This is a genomic window from Actinoallomurus acaciae (genome assembly GCF_042429965.1).
GTDB lineage: Bacteria > Actinomycetota > Actinomycetes > Streptosporangiales > Streptosporangiaceae > Actinoallomurus > Actinoallomurus acaciae.
Genome location: NZ_JBHLZP010000019.1, coordinates 16766 through 35447 on the forward strand (window position 1 = coordinate 16766; position 18682 = coordinate 35447).

The following is an 18682-nucleotide window of genomic DNA, read 5'->3' on the forward strand; positions in this document are numbered from 1 at the left end:
CTCACGCCTCCTCGATCAGCTTGGAGTAGGCCGGGGCGTCGAGCAGGTCGGGGCTGTCACCATCAGTGCGGATCTTGAGCAGCCAGCCCTCGCCGTACGGGTCGGCATTGATCACCGCCGGGTCCTCCTCGACCGCACCGTTCACCGCCACGACCTCTCCCGTCACCGGCGCGTAGATGTCACTCACCGACTTGGTCGACTCCGCCTCGCCACAGGGCTCTCCGGCCTCCACCGTCGCGCCCTCCTGGGGCAACGAGACGTACACGATGTCACCGAGGGCTTCGGCGGCGTAGGCGGTGATCCCCACAGTCACAACACCGTCGGACGGCTCGGTAATCCACTCGTGCTCTTCGGTGTAGGAAAGGGTCTCGGGAACGCTGCTCACGGGGTCCTCCTATAGAAAGGCAGGGCGACCTTGTCGACCGGCTCATGTTTGCCGCGGATGTCCACCGCGAGATCGGGGTCTTCGGCGTGGACCGCGTCGATATAGCCCATGGCGATGGGCTTGCCCAGTGTCGGGGATGGCGCGCCGCTGGTCACGACTCCGCACGGCGTGCCGTCTGATCCCACGATGGCGTACCCGTGCCGGGGCACCCGCCGCCCTCTGGCGACGAGCCCGACGAGGGTGCGCTTCGGCGTCTCGTCGGCGATCGCGGCCAGCGCGGCACGCCCGACGAAGTCGCCCTTCTCGAACTTGACGGTACGGCCCAGTCCCGCGTCGAACGGCGTCGTCTCGGCGGTCAGCTCGTTGCCGTACAGCGGCATCCCGGCCTCCAGGCGCAGCGTGTCGCGTGCGGACAGCCCGCAGGGCCGCAGGTCGTCGCCGCCGGCCTCGGTCAGCGCGCCCCAGACCGCCACGGCGTCGCCGGCGGAGACGAACAGCTCGAAGCCGTCCTCGCCCGTGTAGCCGGTGCGGGCGATCAGGGCGTCGACGCCGGACACCGCGCCGGGCAGGATCGCGTAGTACTTCAGGTCGCCGAGCGCGGCGTCGGTGAGCTTGGCCAGGATCTCGTGGGCCTTCGGCCCCTGGATCGCGACGAGCGCGTACGCGTCGGAGCGGTCGTGGACGGCGGCCTCGGCGAACTTCTCGCACCGCGCGACCAACTCGGAGCGTACGGTGGCGGCGTTCGCGGCGTTGGCCACGACCAGGTAGGTCTCGGCCGCCAGCCGGTAGACGATCAGGTCGTCCAGGACGCCGCCCTCGGCAGCACAGATCATCGTGTAGCGCGCCCGGCCCACGGCGAGCACCGACAGGTGCCCGATGAGGGAGTGGTCGAGCGCCGCTCCGGCCTGCGGGCCGGTCACGAAGATCTCTCCCATGTGGGACAGGTCGAACAGTCCGGCGCTGGTCCGGACCGCCTGGTGCTCGGCCGTCTCGCTGCCATAGCGCAACGGCATGAGATATCCGGCGAACTCGGTGAGGGTGGCGCCGAGGCCCTCGTGGACCTCGTGGAGTGGTGTCTTCTTGGTGTCCGGAGCGGACATCGCGGCAGGCTCCTTATCGCGCGGGCGATCCGGGGGTCATATCGTCCCACTGGTTCGCTTGCGGTCTCGGCGCCTCCCCCTCTGTCATCGGCGCCTGAGAGCTTCGCCCCGGGGGGGCTTGCACCTTCGGCGGGAGCATCGCTCCGCTTTCCAGAGGTCGCCTACTCCGCGCGGTCTTCGTCGCCTGAGAGGTTCCGGGGAGGAGTTGCTCCTTCGGCGGCCCGGACTGGCGGCCCGGGCGCTCTCCCGCGTGGGATCAACGGCTGCCGCCAGGCTAGCAGCGCCCGTCGCGCGACGACAGCCCGCATCCCGCCCACCTGGGCGGTCGGCCGTGAAGATCATGCTCGCCTCCGCTCAGGTCGATGACGCGACGCTCATCGATGGCCACGGTGGCCGCGGCGACGATCGTGCTGGGCGCCGGCGGCCGGCACGCGGGACCATGGGGACCCCGGACGCCGCCGCGGCACGGCTGCTGAACCAGGCCGCCGTGGTGGCCGAGGCCGAACCGGGCATCCATCCGCGGGCCCACCAGTACGTTCGCGTCGACACCGTGTCCCGGCAGGTGGAGTTCCCGGAGAACAACGCGGAGTTGCGGGCGCCCGGCTACGTGCGGGTACACGACCAGTGGCGGGAGCGCGCGGACGGCAGGGGATACAACCTCCTACGCCTCGCCGCGGAGTTGCCCGGAGCCCGGGTGATCCCACACGCCTCGAACTCCCTCGGCCGATCCGGAAAGGCGGTCGAGTTCACCAGCCGGAACGATCCCTTCGACGAATCGCGGACCTCGCAGCTGATCTTCGATGCGCGGTCCCTGCGGTACCCCGGGTCGGACACGGTCCTGACCAAGGCCCGCTCCGGTCTTCCTGCCGGCACCGTGATCGACGCGACCTCGGTCGTGAAGATCAGCGTCGCCGGCAAGCTCCCCCGCGTGCGGCGCGGTACCGTACGCCCGTCCTGCTGACGGGCTCACCGTACGAAGGTCGCATCGGGATACCGCGGCGACGGCCGGTCCAGCAGGCCGTCGTCGTCACGACCGCGCAGCCACCGGTCGAAGAAGGCCGCCAGGTACGCCCGCTGCTCGGCGACCGCTCGCGAGGAGTCGATCCAGCCGGTGTCCGCGTCCGTCTTGAGCTGCGGCGCCAGCGACTCCAGGTCGGTGTAGGTGTGGTGTGCCGAGCCGCGCAGGTGCAGGTCGCGCTTCCACCCGGTGCTGTGGTCCCACAGCGCCTCCCACGACCGTACGGTGTGGTGGTCGCTCGCCTGGCTGCCCATCAGCAGGAACGGCCGTCGCAGGCCGCTCTCGGCGAGCGGCGACAGGCCGGGCCCGCCGTCGTTCTGGTCGAACCCGACCGTGCCGTCGAGGTCCGCGGCGGCTCGGACGCGCGGGTCGTCGTGCAGGGTCTGCAGGGCGGTGAAGCCGCCGGCCGACTGGCCGGCCATGCCGATCCGCGCGGTGTCGACGGCGGCGCCCAGCCCGTCCGGCAACGTCGTCAGCCGGTCGAGCACGAACCGCGTGTCGGCGACCCGGACGCTCATGACCTTCTTCAGCGTGGCGATCAGGTCGCCGTCCAGGGGCAGCTTGAACGGCTCGACCCGGCCGCCGGGGAACTCCACCTCCGACGCGTCGTAGGTGTGGTCGATCGTGACGACGACGTAGCCGCGTGAGGCGAGGTCCTCGGCGAAGGTGGTGCCGAGCGTGCGCGGGTCGCCCAGGCCGGGGGAGTACAGCACGACCGGGTGGCGGCCGGCCGCCACGGGCGCGCCCTGGTGGGAGTGGGTCATCGTGGCGCCCCAGTCGGCCGTTCCGGGCTTGAGCCCCAGGCCCTGGTGCACGGGGGTGCCGAGCGAGGCGTCGAAGTGCTCGGCCGCGGCCGGGGTCATCTGCGGCGCGAGCGGGTACGCGGCGGCGTCGCGCGCCGGGTAGAAGACGCTGACCATCAGCTCCCGGTACGCCTGCGCGGGCACCCACGGGTCGTGCCGCGACCCGTCGACCAGGCGCAGCGCGACCGTACCGACGTCGTCCGGGCCGCTGGGCGGCGGCAGCGTGAGCCGCGCCGCCTTCGTGGACGCCGCCGCGTGGACGTTCGGCCGCAGAGGCAAGGTCGAGGAGACGGTCCGCCCGGCCGTCCCGCGAGCGGCCGTGGCGAGCCCGCCCGCCAGGAGACCGCCGATGAGACGGGAACCGCGCATGAGAGGACCTCCGGTGTCGTGGGGATGGCCTTCATGCTGGCCGGCCGGGCGCGGCGGCGGAATCGTGCCACCACGCCGGTCGTGGGTTCGGCTTTTCCGAACCGTTCCCGAGGACCGGGCGAGAGTCGTGGGGGTCGGCCGACGCCCCTGACGGTGCCGGGCGTCGTGGTTCCCCGCGTCCGGGCCCGGGCCGCAGGACGCCGACATCACCGGCGCTCACCTGCGGTCGGCGCTCGCGACCCTCACCCGGCGACGGGCGCGGGGACCGAGGCGGCCGCCACCAGCGCGGAGAAGATCTCCACCTCCGCGTCGGCCTCCGGGTGCCACTGGACGCCGACCGTGAACGGGTGCCCGTCCAGCTCGGCGGCCTCGATCAGGCCGTCTCCGGCCCACGCGCAGGCCGTGAGGCCCCGGCCGAGCCGGTCGATCGCCTGGTGGTGCAGGCTCGGGACGTCCAGAGTCGTACGGTTCAGCGCGCGGGCCAGGGCGCAACGCGGGTGCAGGTGCACGTCGTGCCGGACGAAGACGCCTTCGCCGCCCGTGTGCCCCTCGTGGCCGACGACGTCCGGCACGTGCTGGTGCAGCGTGCCGCCGAGGGCCACGTTCATGAGCTGGAGGCCGCGGCAGATGCCGAGGATCGGCAGCCGCAGCGCCAGCGCCTCCCGCAGCAGGGCCAGCTCGGCGGCGTCACGGACGGCGTTGACCGGACCGTTCGCCCGGTGCGGGACCCCGCCGTAGCGCGCCGGGTCGATGTCGCCGCCGCCGACGAGCAACAGCCCGTCGAGGCGGGACAGCACGCCGTCGACGCCGGGAAGGGCCGGCAGGACCACCGGCGTCCCGCCGGCCGACAGGACCTTGTCGAGATAACGCTGGGGCACGACGCTGGCGGGCATGTCCCACGCCGCCCAGCGCGCCCGTTCGGCGTAGGCGCTGACGCCGATCACAGGTCTGGTCACCGGATCTCCTTCGCCGGTCCCGTGACCAGAGTGCCGCGCCCGTCGGCTCGCTCGCTTCGCTCACTCACGGCAACAGATGAAAGCGTGACGCGACGTCACGCCCCACCGACCTGGATCTCGCCTGGCCGCGATTTGACCTGCCGCTGACCGGGACGCCCGTCCGCCGCCGCGACCAGGGCGCGGAACAGGGGCAGGCACCCGTCGACCTCCGGGTGCCACTGGACGCCGAGCGTGAACGCGCGGTCGTCGGCCTCGGCGGCCTCGATCAGGCCGTCGTCGGACCACGCGGTCGCGGTCAGTCCCGCCCCGAGCCGGTCGATCGCCTGATGGTGGTAGTGCGACACCGCGACCGTCTCCGCGCCGAGCGCCGCGGCCAGCCGCGTACCCGGTTCGACCTTCACCGGGAACCGGCCGTAGACCCCCGGGGCGGGTGAGTGCCGGACGTCGCCGACCACGTCCGGCACGTGCTGGTGGAGCGTGCCGCCCAGCGCGACGTTGAGCACCTGGAGACCGCGGCAGACGCCGAGGAAGGGCAGGTCGCGGTCCAGCGTGCCGCGCACGAGGGCGAACTCGGCCTCGTCGCGGAGGTCGCGGACGTAGCCGGTCCGCTCGTGCGGCGCCGCGCCGTACGCCGCGGGGTTCAGGTCGCCGCCGCCGGACAGCACGAGCGCGTCGAGGCGCGGCAGCGCCGAGGACGGGTCGCCGGCCGGCGGCAGCAGCACGGGCTGCCCACCGGCCCGGACGATCTGCTCGACGTACGCGTGCGGCAGCAGCGTCGCCGTCGTCTCCCAGACCGTGAACCGCGCCGGCTCGACGTACGACGTGACCCCGACGATGGGCGCGGTCACGGCAGAGGAGTGACGTACGCGCCGGAGATCCCGCCGTCCACGAGGAACTCCGAGGCCGTGATGAATGAGGCGTCGTCGCTGGCCAGGAACGCCACGGCCGCGGCGATCTCGCTCGCCTCGGCGAACCGCCCGACCGGGATGTGCACGAGCCGCCGCGCCGCGCGCTCGGGGTCCTTGGCGAACAGCTCCTGGAGCAGCGGGGTGTTCACCGGCCCCGGGCACAGGGCGTTGACCCGGATGCCCTCGCGGGCGAACTGCACGCCCAGCTCGCGCGACATCGCGAGCACGCCGCCCTTGGAGGCGGTGTAGGAGATCTGCGAGGTCGCCGCGCCCATGACCGCCACGAACGACGCCGTGTTGATGATCGAACCGCGCCTCCGCTCGCGCATGTACGGGATGACGTGCTTGCAGCACAGGTACACGCTGGTCAGGTTGACCTCCTGCACCCGGCGCCACGCGTCGATGCCGGTCTCCAGGATCGAGTCGTCGTCGGGCGGGGAGATCCCGGCGTTGTTGAACGCGATGTCGACCGAGCCGTAGGAGTTCTCGGCGAAGGCGTACATCTCGCGCACGTCGTCCTCGCTGGTGACGTCGGCGCGGACGAACAGCCCGCCGACCTCCTCCGCGACGTTCTTGCCGGTCGTCTCGTCCACGTCGGCGATGACGACCTTGGCGCCCTCCTGGGCGAATCGCCGTACGGTCGCCAGGCCGATGCCGCTGGCACCGCCGGTGACGACCGCGACGCGGTCCTCCAGACGCTGCATTGATCCTCCGATCGGGGGAGACCGGCCGTCAGCCGGTCGCGATGAAGACGTTCTTGGTCTCGGTGAAGGCGTCCAGGGCGTCCGGGCCCAGCTCACGGCCGAACCCGGACTGCTTGAAGCCGCCGAACGGCGTCCAGTAGCGGACCGCCGAGTGGGAGTTGACGGACAGGTTGCCCGCCTCGACCGCGCGCGCGACCCGCAGCGCCCGGCCGACGTCACGGGTCCAGAGCGAGCCCGCCAGCCCGTACGCCGTGTCGTTCGCGATCCGCACGGCGTCGGCCTCGTCCTCGAAGGGCCGCACGCTCACCACCGGACCGAAGATCTCCTCGTCCCAGGCGCGTCCGGTCCCGGTCAGCACGGTCGGCGGGAACCAGAACCCGGGACCGTCCGGGCAGCTCCCGCGGAAGGCGACGCCGGCACCGGTGAAACCGCGCACCTTCTCCCGGTGCGTCGCGCTGATCAGCGGTCCGACCTCGGTGTCCTCGGCGCGCGGGTCGCCGACGCGCACCCCGCGTACGGCCGGTTCGAGCAGTTCCATGAACCGGTCGTACGCGCTGCGCTCGACGAGCACGCGCGAGCGGGCGCAGCAGTCCTGCCCGGCGTTGTCGAAGACCGCGTACGGCGCCGTGGCGGCGGCCCGCTCCAGGTCGGCGTCGGCGAAGACGATGTTGGCGCTCTTGCCGCCCAGCTCCAGCGTGAGGCGCTTCACCTGGTCCGCGCACGACCGCATGATCTCCTTGCCGACGCGGGTCGACCCGGTGAAGACGACCTTGCGTACGTCCGGGTGGGCGACGAGCCGCCGTCCCGCGACCGGACCCTCACCCGGCACGACCTGGAGCACGTTCTCGGGCAGCCCGGCCTCCAGGGCCAGCTCGCCGATGCGGCGCGCGGTCAGCGGCGTCGCCTCCGCGGGCTTGACGACGACCGTGTTCCCGGCGGCGAGCGCCGGGGCCATGCCCCAGCCCATGACCGGCATCGGGAAGTTCCACGGCACGATCAGGCCGACCACGCCGAGCGGCTCGTGGAACGTCACGTCGAGCCCGCCCGGCACCGGGATCTGCCGCCCGAACAGACGCTCCGGCGCGCCCGCGTAGTAGTCGAGCACGTCGCGGACGTTCCCGGCCTCCCAGCGGGCCTGGCCGATCGGGTGCCCGGCCTCGGCCACCTCCAGGTCCGCCAGCTCGCCGACGTGCTCGTCGACGGTACGGGCGAAGGCGCGCAGCAGCCGGGCCCGATCGCCGGGCGCGACGTCGCGCCAGGTCGCCTGGGCCTCGCGGGCGCGCGCGACGGCGGCGTCGACCTCCTCGGGACCCGCCATGGGCACGGCCGCGACGACCTTCTCGGTCGCCGGGTCGATCACGGTGAACTCGGCCACGCGGTACCCCCGGTCAGGTGCGCTCGAAGTTGCGGAACAGCTCCCAGTCGGTCACCGCGCGCTCGTACGCGGCGAGCTCGACGTTCGCGTAGTTGGCGTAGTGGTCGACGACCTCGTCGCCGAACGCGGCGCGGGCCAGGGCGCCGGAGATCCAGTCGGCGGCGGCCTCGCGCAGCGTCGCGCGTACCCGGTCGGCGCCGGAGGTGTAGGCGTTCCCCTCGTACGCCTCCTCCAGCGGCAGCTCGTTCTCGATGCCGTGCAGGCCCGCCGCGATCAGCGCGGACACGGCGAGGTAGGGGTTCACGTCGCCGCCGGGCACGCGGTTCTCCACGCGCAGCGACGGGCCCGGATGCCCGACGAGGCGCAGCGCGCAGGTGCGGTTGTCGCGCCCCCACTTGATCGCGGTCGGCGCGAACGAGCCCGGCGCGTACCGCTTGTAGGAGTTGACGTTCGGGGCGTAGAGCAGGGTGAAGTCGCGCATGCAGGCGAGCTGCCCGGCGATGAAGTGCGCACCGATCCTCGACAGGCCGTGCGGGCCGTCACCGGCCATGATCGGGGTGCCGTCCGCGTCTCGCAGCGAGATGTGGATGTGGCAGGAGTTGCCCTCCCGCTCGTTCGGCTTGGCCATGAACGTGACCGACATGCCCTCCTGGGCCGCGATCTCCTTCGCGCCGGTCTTGTAGAGCACGTGGTTGTCGCAGGTGCCGAGCGCGTCGGCGTACCGGAAGGCGATCTCATGCTGGCCGAGGTTGCACTCGCCCTTGGCCGACTCGACGTACATCCCGGCGCCGTCCATGGCGTTCCGGATCCGGCGCAGCAGCGGCTCGACGCGCGACGTGCCCACGATCGAGTAGTCGACGTTGTACTGGTTCGCCGGGGTCAGGCCGTGGTAGCGGCGGTTCCAGGCCTCCTCGTAGGTGTCCTGGAAGACCAGGAACTCCAGCTCCGTGCCGACGTACGCGCCCCAGCCGCGTTCGGCGAGCCGGGCGAGCTGGCGGCGCAAAATCTGCCTCGGCGAGGCGACGACGTCGGAGCCGTCCTCCCAGACGAGGTCGGCGAAGACGAGGGCGGAGCCCGGGTGCCAGGGCAGCCACCGCAGCGTGGTGATGTCCGGGCGCATGACGAAGTCGCCGTAGCCGCGCTCCCACGAGGACATGGCGTACCCGTCGACGGTGTTCATGTCGACGTCCACCGCGAGCAGGTAGTCGCACCCCTCCGAACCGTGCGCGACCACCTCCTCCAGGAAGTACCGGGCGGACAGGCGCTTGCCCTGCAGCCGTCCCTGCATGTCGGTGACGACGATGAGGACCGTGTCGATCCGCTCCGCCTCCACCTCGACCCAGAGTTGTTCCAGCGTGAGCAGACCTCGGTTCGGCACAGTGGCGCCCTTCGGGGGAGAGGTCAATGGTGCGTTTTGTGACCATTGAGGCCCCTGAGTTTTGTCCTGTCAAGACTTTCGGCCGCGATGGCCGTTCAGGTACTGCGGGGTTTGTCCCAGGTCAGGGAGTAGCGCCAGAGGAGATGCCGCCGGAAGCGGCAGCCCGGCAGCAGGCGCTGCGCGTCGTGGCGGATCTCACCCCAGCTCATGGCCGGATCCTTGATCGGCATGCCGTCCGGGTGGCCCTTGCCGCCGTTGCGGCGCCGGTGCCGGTGGGCGGCCGGGATGCCGGCGGCGCTCAGGGCCCAGTCGAGCGGCGTCCGGTTGCGGGCCAGCCCGATGATCATTGCCCGGCCGCCCGGGGCGAGCAGGCGCTCGACCGCCGCGAGCGCCGCGCCGAAGTCGACGTGGTGGATGACCGCGACGGCGCTGACGAAGTCGAACCGGCCGTCGCCGAGCGGTTCGCGGTCGGGGTACAGGAAGTCCGCCTCGGCGAACGTCACGTTGTTCAGGCCCGCGCTGCGTTCGCGGGCCAGCCGGACCATCTCCGCCGTGACGTCCACGCCGACCACCGCGTCGCTCCGCCCCGCCAGCCTCCGGGCCAGCAGCCCGTCACCGCACCCGATGTCGAGCGCGGCACCGCAGCCCTCGGGAACCGCGCCGAGCACGAGCGGGTGGTAGTGCACGTTGTGGTTCCAGTAGCCCTCATGGTCCCCGTAGCCCTCCGCCATCGGCGCACCCTACCGAGGGGCGGCGTCCGGTCTTCGGGGAACGGGCGGGGCCGGACAAAATTCGGGCACCCTCTTGACGCGATCTTCGGCCGCTTCCAGACTTCCGGAACAACATCAGGCCGCTGGGCTGCCCTTATGTTTCCAATGGGTTAAGGACAGGCCATGGTCACGAGCCTCGAGGAGGCACTGATGGCCACCCACCTCGATGACGACGCCAAGAGACTCGCCGAGCTCGGCTACTCACAAGAGCTGGACCGCTCCTGGAGCGGCTTCTCGAACTTCGCGATCTCCTTCTCCATCATCTCCATCCTGTCGGGCTGCTTCACCACCTTCGGGCAGGCCTGGAACAACGGCGGGCCGGTCGCCATCACCTGGGGCTGGCCGTTCATCTCGGCGTTCATCCTGATCATCGGCTTCTGCATGTCGGAGCTGGTCTCGGCCTATCCCACGGCCGGCGGCATCTACTGGTGGGCGGCGACCATGGGCCGTCCCGTGCACGGCTGGTTCACCGGCTGGCTCAACCTCATCGGCCTGGTCGCGGTGACCGCCTCGGTCGACTACGGCTGCGCGACCTTCCTCAACGTGCTCCTCGGCATGCTGCACAAGGGCTGGGACGGGGGCCTGAGCTTCGTCTTCCTGCTGTTCCTGATCGTCCTGGTGCTGCACGCACTGATCAACATCTTCGGGCACCACCTCGTGGCGATCCTGCAGAACGTCTCCGTGTGGTGGCACGTGTTCGGGGTCGCGGCGATCGTGCTGATCCTCATCTTCGGTCCGGACTCGCACCAGAGCCTGTCGTTCGTCCTCGGCCACCGGATCAACAACTCCGGGTTCTCCACCGGCATGTACTGGTTCTACGTGCTGCCGCTCGGCTTCCTGCTGACCCAGTACACGATCACCGGCTTCGACGCGTGCGCACACGTGTCGGAGGAGACCCGCGGCGCGGCGCTCACCGCGGCGAAGGGCCTGTGGCGCTCCATCGCCTACTCCGCGGTCGGCGGCTGGATCCTGCTGCTGTCGTTCCTGTTCGCCGCGACGGACATCAAGGGCATCGACGCCCAGCAGGGCGCGGTCACGGCCATCTTCACCACCGCGCTCAGCCCGGCCCTGGCCAAGATCGTCGTCGCGGTCTCGGTGATCGGCCAGTTCTACTGCGGCATGAGCTGCGTCACGAGCATGTCCCGCATGACGTGGGCGTTCTCGCGCGACCGCGGCGTCCCCGGCTGGCGGCTGTGGTCGAAGGTCGACCGCAACCGCACTCCGGTGAACGCGATCGTCATGGGCTGCGCGGTGGCGCTCGTGCTCACCCTCCCGGCGCTGTACAAGAGCCCGACCGGCACGCCCGTCGCCTTCTACGCGGTCGTGTCGATCGCCGTGATCGGCCTGTACCTGGCCTTCCTCATCCCGATCTACCTGCGCCTGCGGATGGGCGGCCGGTTCCGGCCGGGGCCGTGGACGCTGGGGTCGAAGTACAAGGTGCTCGGCTGGATCGCCGTCATCGAGATCATCGTGATCTCCATCTACTTCATCATGCCGCTCGCGCCGGCCGGCGTGCCGGGGAACAAGGCGTGGAGCTGGAGCGCGGTGAACTACGCCCCGATCGCCCTGGGCGCCGTCCTGGTCCTGGTCGGCGGCTGGTGGTTCCTGTCGGCCCGAAGCTGGTTCACCGGCCCCCGCCGTACGGTCGAGGGCGTCGCCGAGGCCCCGCCGATGGAATCGGAGGCGGGCGACCTGGACCCGGGCCCCGCGACCGCCTGACCGGCCACGGACTCCATGCGCCGCGTCACGGCCGGCTCGAAGCCCGGCCGGCCGTGACGCGACGGCCATGGTTCCAGGCCGGTCCTGGGACACGCGCGCCTCGCTACGCTGAACCGCATGAACGAAGGCGGCCCGCGTTGAGCGACCGGCCGGCCGACGTCACGACCTCGGCGGTCTTCCGCCCGGTGCGCGAGGGGAACGCCTTCGAGGAGACGGTGGAGCGGCTCCTGCAGGCGATCAAGCTCGGGGTGGTCGGGCTCGGCGAGCGGCTGCCGCCCGAGCGTGAGCTCGCCCCCCGGCTCGGCATCAGCCGCGTGACCCTTCGCGAGGCGATCCGCGCCCTCCAGCACGAGGGGTACGTCGAGTCGCGGCGCGGACGCTTCGGCGGCACATTCGTCACGTACCGGCCGCCCGAGCCCCGCAGCGGCGACCTCGAACGCGTCGCCGCCGGCATGGGCGACCGGCTCAACGACGCCCTGGTGTTCCGCATGGCGGTCGAGACGGGCGCGGCACAGGCGCTGGCCGCGCGGCCGCTCCGCGACGAGCAGGTCGCCCGGCTGCGGCAGTGCCTGCGCGAGACCGACGCCGCGGCGCCGGGCGACTACCGGCGGCTCGACACGCGCTTCCACCTGACCATCGGCGAGCTGACCGGCTCACCGATGCTGGCCGCGGCGTGCGCCGACGCCCGGATGCGGCTCAACGACCTGCTGGGCGCGATACCCGTTCTCCGCCGCAACATCGAACACGCCGCGGTCCAGCACGCCGCGATCGTCGACGCCATTCTGGCCGGTGACCCCGACGCCGCGCGCCGTGCCGTGGCCGAACATCTCGAAGGCACGGCGGCACTGCTGCGCGGCTTCCTGACCTGAGTCTCGCGTGCGGCGCCCGTCCGGCCCGGCGTGCGTCCGCACCGTGGCGCGGCCGGACCTTCGCCAAGGTCGACCGGGCGTGCCCCTCCTGCGGGCTATGCTCGGCCCGTCGTCTCCGCGACGGACCCCGACCGGCACGGCGCGTTGAAGCAGGACCCACTGGCAGGAATCCCCATCCTTTAGGCGGGGAGGACGCCAAGGCATACGCTTGTGCGACTGGGCGTCGTTCGTCGGCTCGTCGCCGTTCGGGACGCCTCCGGCACGACTGATGTGGAGCATTGGATGAGCTGGCTGTTCGTGGTGGGCATCGTCGTCTTCTTCTTCGGACTGCTCGCCTCGATCGCCCTGCATGAGCTGGGCCACCTGTCATTCGCGAAGCTTTTCGGCGTGCGCGTGCCGCAGTACATGGTCGGGTTCGGCCCGACGATGTGGTCGCGGCACACGGGTGAGACCGAGTACGGCGTCAAGTGGATCCCGCTGGGCGGGTACATCCGCATGATCGGCATGCTGCCTCCGCGCAAGGACGACCCGGAGGGCATGCTGCGCTCCTCCTCGACCGGGCGGTTCCAGACGCTGATCGAGTCCGCGCGCGGCGCCTCGCTCGAAGAGGTCGGCCCCGGCGACGAGAACCGCGTCTTCTACAGCAAGAAGTGGTGGCAGAAGGTCATCATCATGTTCGCCGGGCCGTTCATGAACCTCCTGCTCGCGTTCGTGTTCATCAGCATCGTGGTCATGGGCATCGGCGTGTCGACGTACCAGCCGGTCATCGGCTCGGTGGCCAAGTGCACGATCCCGGCGGCGCAGGCCGGCCGCGACTGCGCGGCGAACGACCCGGCCACCCCCGCCGTGAAGGCCGGGCTCCAGCCGGGCGACCGGATCACGTCCTACGACGGTCACAAGATCTCCTCCTACGACAAGCTCCAGGAGCTGATCCGTTCCTCCGGCGGCCGTACGGTGGCGATCGCCGTGCGGCGCGGCGGGCAGACCCTCGACCTGAGCGTGCCGGTCACCACCAACCAGATGCAGTCACTGACCAACCCGGACAAGACGGAGAAGGTCGGCTTCCTCGGCATCACGCCGACCAACGCGCGCGAGCGCCAGGGGCCCGGCACGGTCGTCAGCACGATGTCGGACCTGACGACGCGCACGGTCGGCTCGCTGGTCAACATGCCCAAGAAGATGGTCGGCGTCTGGAACGCCGCGTTCAGCGACAAGAAGCGCGACCCCAACGGCCCGATCGGCGTCGTCGGCGCGAGCCGCATCGGCGGGGAGATCGCCGCGTCCCACGAGCCCGGCCTGGACAAGCTGGCGTTCTTCCTGATGATGCTGGGCACCGTCAACTTCGCCATCGGGATGTTCAACCTGGTGCCGCTGCTCCCGCTGGACGGCGGCCACATCCTCGGAGCGCTCTGGGAGGGCGTCAAGCGTGCCGTGGCGCGGGTGACCCGCCGCCCCGACCCGGGCCACGTGGACGTCGCCAAGGCGCTTCCGCTGACGTACGCCATGGCGGCGGTGATCATCACGATGGGCGCACTGCTGATCTACGCGGACCTGGTGAACCCGGTACGTCTCAACGGCTGACCGGCATTACGCTTCGCTGACCTGGTATTTCCCTCTGGGGCAATCGTCGTCGACGGCCGGAATGGGTCATGATGAGGGCGTACGAACTCGGGGGCGAATCGTGGGGGAGTTCTTCACGCAACGAATCGTGGATACCGGCAGGTTGCCGCTGTTCTGCTTCTTTGTGTCGTTCATCGTCACGTTTGTGGCGGTACGTATCAATGTGCGGCTTATTCGGGCCAAGGTCCGCTGGTGGTTCAAGAACGTGCAGGTCGGTGACCTGCACATCCACCATGTGGTCTTCGGCGTGGTGTTGATGCTGGTCGGCGGCGTGTCCGCCCTGTCCATCCCGGACGCGTACACGATCTGGTACGCGTCCGCGGCGAGCATCTTCGGCGTCGGCGCGGCACTCGTGCTGGACGAGTTCGCCCTGATCCTGCACCTGCGGGACGTGTACTGGATGGAAGAGGGCCGCGCGTCGGTCGACGCGGTGTTCATCGCCGTGGCCGTGACGGGCCTGATCCTGGTCGGCGTCCGCCCGATCGGCTTCAGCGACGTCCGGGACCTGGGCCCGGACCGCACGGTGCCGGTCGGGGTGTTCCTGCTGGTCCTGTCGAACGTGCTCGTCAACCTGGTCCTGGCCATCGTGACCCTGTTCAAGGGCAAGATCTGGACCGGCCTGCTGGGGCTGTTCCTTCCGGTGGTGCTGGTGGTGAGCGCGTTCCGCCTGGCCCGGCCGGGCTCTCCGTGGGCCCGCTGGCGGTACGGCACGGACACGAGGAAGCTCCACCGGGCCCTGCGCCGGGAGGAACGCCTCCGGCGTCCCCTGATCCGGGCGAAGATCTGGGTGCAGGAGTTCATCGCGGGCCGCCACGACCTGATCGTCCAGGACCGCCGCCGCCACCGCCGCTGACCAGGGACGCCGCCGATCGGGCGGCTCAGAAGGCCGCGGTGGCGCGGACGCTGTCGATCGTGTCGGCCTCGGTGGCGTCCTTGTCCGGGCGGTGGCGCAGCACGCGGGCGAAGCGCAGGGCCAGGCCGCCCGGGTAGCGGGGGCTGCGCTGGACGCCGTCGAAGGCGATCTCCACGACCAGCTCCGGCCGGACGTACACCGTCCACTGGTCGCGCCGCTCCTCCAGGGCGAGGAGGCGTTCGGTCTGCCAGCGGAGCATCTCGTCGGTCAGGCCCTTGAACGTCTTGCCCAGCATGACGAAGCCGCCCGACTCAGGGTCGCGGGCGCCCAGGTGCAGGTTGGACAGCGTGCCCTTCCGCCGTCCGTGGCCCCACTCGACCGCCAGCACGACCAGGTCGAGCGTGTGCCGGGGCTTCACCTTGATCCAGCCGGCCCCCCGGCGGCCCGCGGTGTACGGCGTGTCCAGCGACTTGACCAGCACGCCCTCGTGGCCGTGCGCGAGCGCGTCGCCGAAGAACGCGGTCGCCTCCTCCACCGAGCCGGTCACCAGGCGCGGCATGCGCAGCGACTCCGGCACGAGCGCCGCCAGCGTCTCATCGCGCTCGGCCCCCGGCCGGTCGATGAGATCGGCGCCGTCGGCGTGCAGCACGTCGAACAGGAACACCGACAGCGGCACCTCCTGACCGGGGCCGCGCCGGGCCACTCGCGCCGACGTCACCTGGAACGGGTGCGGCCGCCCGTCGTCGCGCAGGGCGATCAGCTCGCCGTCGAACACCGCGGAGCGTACGGGCAGGGCGCCGATCGCCTCCACCGCCTCCGGCAGCCGGGCGGTGATGTCGTCGAGCGTGCGGGTGAACAGGCGCACGTCGCCGTCGCGGACGTGGGCCTGCACGCGGATGCCGTCGAGCTTCCACTCGACCGCCGCGGGACGGACCTTCTCCATCGCGGCCTCGACCGACGGGGCGCTGGCGGCGAGCATCGGCTTGACCGGGCGGCCGACCTCCAGCCCGAACGCGCGCAGCCCCTCGCCGCCCGCCGTGAGCGCCGCCTCGGCCACCGCCCCCAGCGAGCCGCGGAACATCACCGCGCGCCGGACCTCCGCGGCGGGCACCCCGGCCGCGGCGGCGATCGCGTCGGCCATGACCCCGTCGAGCGCGCCCTGGCGAAGCTCCCCCGAGAGCAGCCGGAGCAGGAAACCGTGCTCCGAGGCCGTCGCGCGGGCGAACAGCTCGGCCAGAAGGGCTTTCCTGGCGGCCACGGAACCCTTACCCGAAACCCGGCCGATCGCGGCGAAGGCGGCGTCCACCTCGGCCAAGGTGAGGGTGGCCTCGGCTGCCGGAGCGGGCCGTTCGCGAAGGGCCGCCCAGCCGACGCCGATCTGGCGTTGGGGCAGCTCACCGGACAGGTAGGCGACCGCGATGGCCACCTCGTCCGGCGTCGCGCGGCGGAGGCACTCGGCGAGCAGCTCGCGCTTGGCGAGACGCGCCGAGGTCGCGGCGACCGCGCCTGAGGTTTCGGCGATGTCCGTCAGCAGCACATTCGCATTGTGACTCTGGGGACCGACAATCGACACGACCCCCACCCCCCGGAGGAGCGAGGAGCGGCATGGCCTCCCGTCACAGACCGGCGGCACCACCCCCATCGACCGAAACCGGCTCTGGTCTCCCGGCCCCTCCCCCGGTTACCTTCTCAAGGAGAGATCGTCCCGGCCCGGCCGGGGATTGGGGAGAAGGATTGGGTCTGCCGCGCCTACCGGAGCCCTTCCACCGGGTGTACTCCCCGCCGGATGCGCCCAAGGCGAAGGCGCGCCGGTCGGGCGTTGTCGGCGCGATCCTCGCCGTGGCCGCCGCGGTGGCGGTGGCGGCCGTGGGGGTCTTCGCCTTCGCCCGCGACGGCGCGCGTCCGAAGGCGGGGTCGACGATGGTCGACCGGCCGGCGCGGGCCGGCGTCTCGGCGACGGCACGGCCCTCTCAGGCCCCTCAGGCACCCGTGTTCGCGACGATCCCGAACGCCTGCGACGTCCTCCAGCCCGCGGCCGTACGCCGGTTCGTGCCCACCGGCAGCCCCACCGTCGACAAGATGGGCGCCGAGACCGCCAGCGTCTGCAAGTACTCCCTGTCGCAGGGGCACCGCTACCGCGCGGTCCAGGTCGACGCCCGCGCCTTCCTGCCCAAGTACATGCACGATCAGGCGACCGGCATGACGATCTGGTCGTACGAGGCGCAGTGGAAGCAGGCCGTCAAGGACCTGACCCCCGACACCTACTCGCTGCGCCACATCGGCGGGCTCGGCGACGCCGCGTTCGAGCGCTACTGGATCGACCGGGACGTGCACGTCGCGGTGGGCGAGGCGACGGTCCGCTACCGCAATGTCGTCCTGCGGATGCAGTACACCGAAGAACAGCCGCCGTCCGGAGACCGCGCGGCCAGCGAACAGCGGTGCCTCGCGAACGCCATCGCCGCGGCCCGCGCCGGCCTTCCGGCCTTTCACTAGACGGACGGGGCAGCTGAGGCGTAGGGACAGACGTCCCATAGGGTGCGAATCATGCGCGATGTCGTCGTCTGTTCCCCTGTCCGTACACCGGTCGGCCGTTACGGCGGCGCGCTGCGCGACGTCGGCGCCGCCGAACTGGCCGCCACCGCGATCCGCGCCCTCGTCGACCGTACGGGGATCGAGCCGGGCGAGGTGAGCGACGTCATCCTCGGCCACGGCTACCCGAACGGCGAGAGCCCCGCACTCGGCCGGGTCGCCGCGCTCGACGCCGGACTGCCGGTGGAGGTCGGCGGCTACCAGATCGACCGCCGGTGCGGCTCCGGGCTCCAGGCGGTGATCAACGCGGTCATGCAGGTGGCCTCCGGAGCGAGCGACGCGATCATCGCGGGCGGCGCCGAGAGCATGAGCGGCGTGGAGTACTACGCCGACGACCTGCGCTGGGGCCGCCCCGGCGCGGAGATCAAGTTCGTCGACCGGCTGGCGCGCGCCCGCATCACCGCCGGCGGCAGGAACCACCCCGTACCCGGCGGCATGCTCGAGACGGCGGAGAACGTCCGCGCGCAGTACGACATCGGCCGTAAGGAACAGGACGAACTGGCGCTGCGGTCGCACCGGCGGGCGGTAGCGGCCCAGGAAGAGGGCCGGTTCGCCGACGAGCTCGTCCCGGTCGAGGTGACCGACCGCAAGGGCACCCAGGTGATCGACCGCGACGAGCACCCACGCGCGGACACGTCCCTGGAACGCCTCGCCGGACTGCGCCCGGTGATGAAGATCGACGGCGCGACCGTCACGGCGGGCAACTCCAGCGGCCAGAACGACGGCGCGGCCGTCTGCCTCGTCACCACCCGCGAGAGGGCGAACGCGCTGGGCCTGGCGCCCCAGGCCCGCCTGGTGTCCTGGGCCCTGGCCGGCGTGCCGCCCCACCTCATGGGCCTCGGCCCGGTGCCGGCGACCGCCGAGGCACTGCGCCGCGCGGGACTGAGCCTGGACGACATGGACCTGATCGAGCTGAACGAGGCGTTCGCCGCCCAGGTCCTCGGTGTCCTGCGAGAGTGGAAGCTGCCCGACCTCGATCGGTTCAACGTCAACGGCTCGGGCATCTCCCTCGGCCACCCGGTCGGCGCGACCGGCGCCCGCATCCTCGCCACGCTGCTGTACGAACTCCGCCGCCGCGAGGCACGGTACGGGCTGGAGACGATGTGCGTCGGCGGCGGCCAGGGCCTCGCGGCCGTCTTCGAACACGTCGCCTGAGGACCCACCCGCAACCGGAGGCCCTCCCCGCCCACAGGTGGTCCCCGCCCGGAGGTGGTCCCCGCCCGGAGGTGGTCCCCGCCCGGAGGTGGTCCCCGCCCGGAGGTGGTC

General features: G+C 71.6%; 17 protein-coding genes and 2 riboswitches. Of the genes, 7 read left to right on the plus strand and 10 right to left on the minus strand.

Annotated features, from left to right (window positions below; genetic code table 11):
- Position 1: 1 nt before the first annotated feature.
- Together gcvH and gcvT are read right to left on the minus strand one after the other, a co-directional pair.
- Positions 2-385, minus strand: coding sequence for a glycine cleavage system protein GcvH (gene gcvH / locus ACFFNX_RS04730; RefSeq protein ID WP_378195684.1), 384 nt, complete (start codon positions 383-385; stop codon positions 2-4).
- Entirely contained in the window at positions 382-1485 is a 1104-nt protein-coding gene (gene gcvT, locus ACFFNX_RS04735; protein ID WP_378195687.1) for a glycine cleavage system aminomethyltransferase GcvT, read from the minus strand. Before gcvT ends, gcvH begins: the two co-directional genes overlap by 4 nt.
- A gap of 78 nt (positions 1486-1563) precedes the next feature.
- Positions 1564-1642, minus strand: a riboswitch (glycine riboswitch).
- Between the two features lie 4 nt (positions 1643-1646).
- A riboswitch (glycine riboswitch) is annotated at positions 1647-1744 on the minus strand.
- Positions 1745-1816: 72 nt separating this feature from the next.
- Here gcvT and ACFFNX_RS04740 point away from each other — a divergent pair.
- A complete protein-coding gene (locus tag ACFFNX_RS04740; RefSeq protein WP_378195690.1) occupies positions 1817-2446 on the plus strand; it encodes a hypothetical protein in 630 nt (209 codons plus the stop codon).
- 5 nt (positions 2447-2451) lie between these two features.
- Here the strand turns inward: ACFFNX_RS04740 and ACFFNX_RS04745 are convergent, their stop codons facing one another.
- From ACFFNX_RS04745 to ACFFNX_RS04775, 7 genes are all read right to left on the minus strand, one after another.
- The gene (locus ACFFNX_RS04745; protein WP_378195693.1) at positions 2452-3675 is read right to left on the minus strand and encodes an alpha/beta hydrolase family protein; all 1224 of its coding nucleotides are present in this window, start codon (positions 3673-3675) and stop codon (positions 2452-2454) included.
- A 242-nt stretch (positions 3676-3917) separates the two neighbouring features.
- A complete protein-coding gene (locus ACFFNX_RS04750) occupies positions 3918-4631 on the minus strand; it encodes a gamma-glutamyl-gamma-aminobutyrate hydrolase family protein (RefSeq protein WP_378195696.1) in 714 nt (237 codons plus the stop codon).
- Positions 4632-4726: 95 nt separating this feature from the next.
- Positions 4727-5479, minus strand: a complete 753-nt coding sequence (locus ACFFNX_RS04755) for a gamma-glutamyl-gamma-aminobutyrate hydrolase family protein (RefSeq protein ID WP_378195699.1) — start codon at positions 5477-5479, stop codon at positions 4727-4729.
- Positions 5476-6243, minus strand: coding sequence for a 3-oxoacyl-ACP reductase (locus ACFFNX_RS04760; RefSeq protein ID WP_378195703.1), 768 nt, complete (start codon positions 6241-6243; stop codon positions 5476-5478). The genes ACFFNX_RS04755 and ACFFNX_RS04760 overlap by 4 nt, the downstream gene beginning before the upstream one ends.
- 28 nt (positions 6244-6271) lie before the next feature.
- Entirely contained in the window at positions 6272-7618 is a 1347-nt protein-coding gene (locus ACFFNX_RS04765) for an aldehyde dehydrogenase family protein (RefSeq protein WP_378195706.1), read from the minus strand.
- Between the two features lie 13 nt (positions 7619-7631).
- Positions 7632-8996, minus strand: a complete 1365-nt coding sequence (locus ACFFNX_RS04770; RefSeq protein WP_378195708.1) for a glutamine synthetase family protein — start codon at positions 8994-8996, stop codon at positions 7632-7634.
- A 95-nt stretch (positions 8997-9091) separates the two neighbouring features.
- Complete coding sequence (locus ACFFNX_RS04775) at positions 9092-9727, minus strand: class I SAM-dependent methyltransferase (protein WP_378195711.1); 636 nt, start codon at positions 9725-9727, stop codon at positions 9092-9094.
- Positions 9728-9889: 162 nt separating this feature from the next.
- Between ACFFNX_RS04775 and ACFFNX_RS04780 the strand changes: the two genes are divergently transcribed.
- The 4 genes from ACFFNX_RS04780 to ACFFNX_RS04795 all read left to right on the plus strand — a co-directional run bounded on the left by ACFFNX_RS04780 (position 9890) and on the right by ACFFNX_RS04795 (position 14827).
- Positions 9890-11485, plus strand: coding sequence for an amino acid permease (locus ACFFNX_RS04780; protein WP_378195714.1), 1596 nt, complete (start codon positions 9890-9892; stop codon positions 11483-11485).
- A gap of 137 nt (positions 11486-11622) precedes the next feature.
- Positions 11623-12354: a FadR/GntR family transcriptional regulator gene (locus ACFFNX_RS04785; RefSeq protein ID WP_378195719.1), complete on the plus strand. Its 732-nt coding sequence runs from the start codon at positions 11623-11625 to the stop codon at positions 12352-12354.
- 282 nt (positions 12355-12636) lie between these two features.
- A complete protein-coding gene (locus tag ACFFNX_RS04790; RefSeq protein WP_378195723.1) occupies positions 12637-13935 on the plus strand; it encodes a M50 family metallopeptidase in 1299 nt (432 codons plus the stop codon).
- Between the two features lie 202 nt (positions 13936-14137).
- Complete coding sequence (locus tag ACFFNX_RS04795) at positions 14138-14827, plus strand: hypothetical protein (RefSeq protein ID WP_378195726.1); 690 nt, start codon at positions 14138-14140, stop codon at positions 14825-14827.
- Positions 14828-14852: 25 nt separating this feature from the next.
- On the opposite strand, the gene ACFFNX_RS04800 is transcribed toward ACFFNX_RS04795, so the two are convergent.
- Positions 14853-16364, minus strand: a complete 1512-nt coding sequence (locus ACFFNX_RS04800; protein ID WP_378195728.1) for an ATP-dependent DNA ligase — start codon at positions 16362-16364, stop codon at positions 14853-14855.
- Between the two features lie 197 nt (positions 16365-16561).
- On the opposite strand from ACFFNX_RS04800, the gene ACFFNX_RS04805 reads away from it, so the two are divergent.
- Both ACFFNX_RS04805 and ACFFNX_RS04810 read left to right on the plus strand, forming a co-directional pair.
- The gene (locus ACFFNX_RS04805; protein ID WP_378195731.1) at positions 16562-17320 is read left to right on the plus strand and encodes a hypothetical protein; all 759 of its coding nucleotides are present in this window, start codon (positions 16562-16564) and stop codon (positions 17318-17320) included.
- 51 nt (positions 17321-17371) lie between these two features.
- A complete protein-coding gene (locus tag ACFFNX_RS04810; protein ID WP_378195734.1) occupies positions 17372-18571 on the plus strand; it encodes an acetyl-CoA C-acetyltransferase in 1200 nt (399 codons plus the stop codon).
- Positions 18572-18682 lie beyond the last annotated feature (111 nt).

What these genes read in the sequence shown, in the direction of transcription:
- gcvT (WP_378195687.1), bottom strand. Translation starts at nt 1,485, where the DNA reads ATGTCCGCTCCGGACACCAAGAAGACACCACTCCACGAGGTCCACGAG.
- ACFFNX_RS04745 (WP_378195693.1), bottom strand. Translation starts at nt 3,675, where the DNA reads ATGCGCGGTTCCCGTCTCATCGGCGGTCTCCTGGCGGGCGGGCTCGCC.
- ACFFNX_RS04760 (WP_378195703.1), bottom strand. Translation starts at nt 6,243, where the DNA reads ATGCAGCGTCTGGAGGACCGCGTCGCGGTCGTCACCGGCGGTGCCAGC.
- ACFFNX_RS04775 (WP_378195711.1), bottom strand. Translation starts at nt 9,727, where the DNA reads ATGGCGGAGGGCTACGGGGACCATGAGGGCTACTGGAACCACAACGTG.
- ACFFNX_RS04780 (WP_378195714.1), top strand. Translation starts at nt 9,890, where the DNA reads ATGGTCACGAGCCTCGAGGAGGCACTGATGGCCACCCACCTCGATGAC.
- ACFFNX_RS04790 (WP_378195723.1), top strand. Translation starts at nt 12,637, where the DNA reads ATGAGCTGGCTGTTCGTGGTGGGCATCGTCGTCTTCTTCTTCGGACTG.
- ACFFNX_RS04810 (WP_378195734.1), top strand. Translation starts at nt 17,372, where the DNA reads ATGCGCGATGTCGTCGTCTGTTCCCCTGTCCGTACACCGGTCGGCCGT.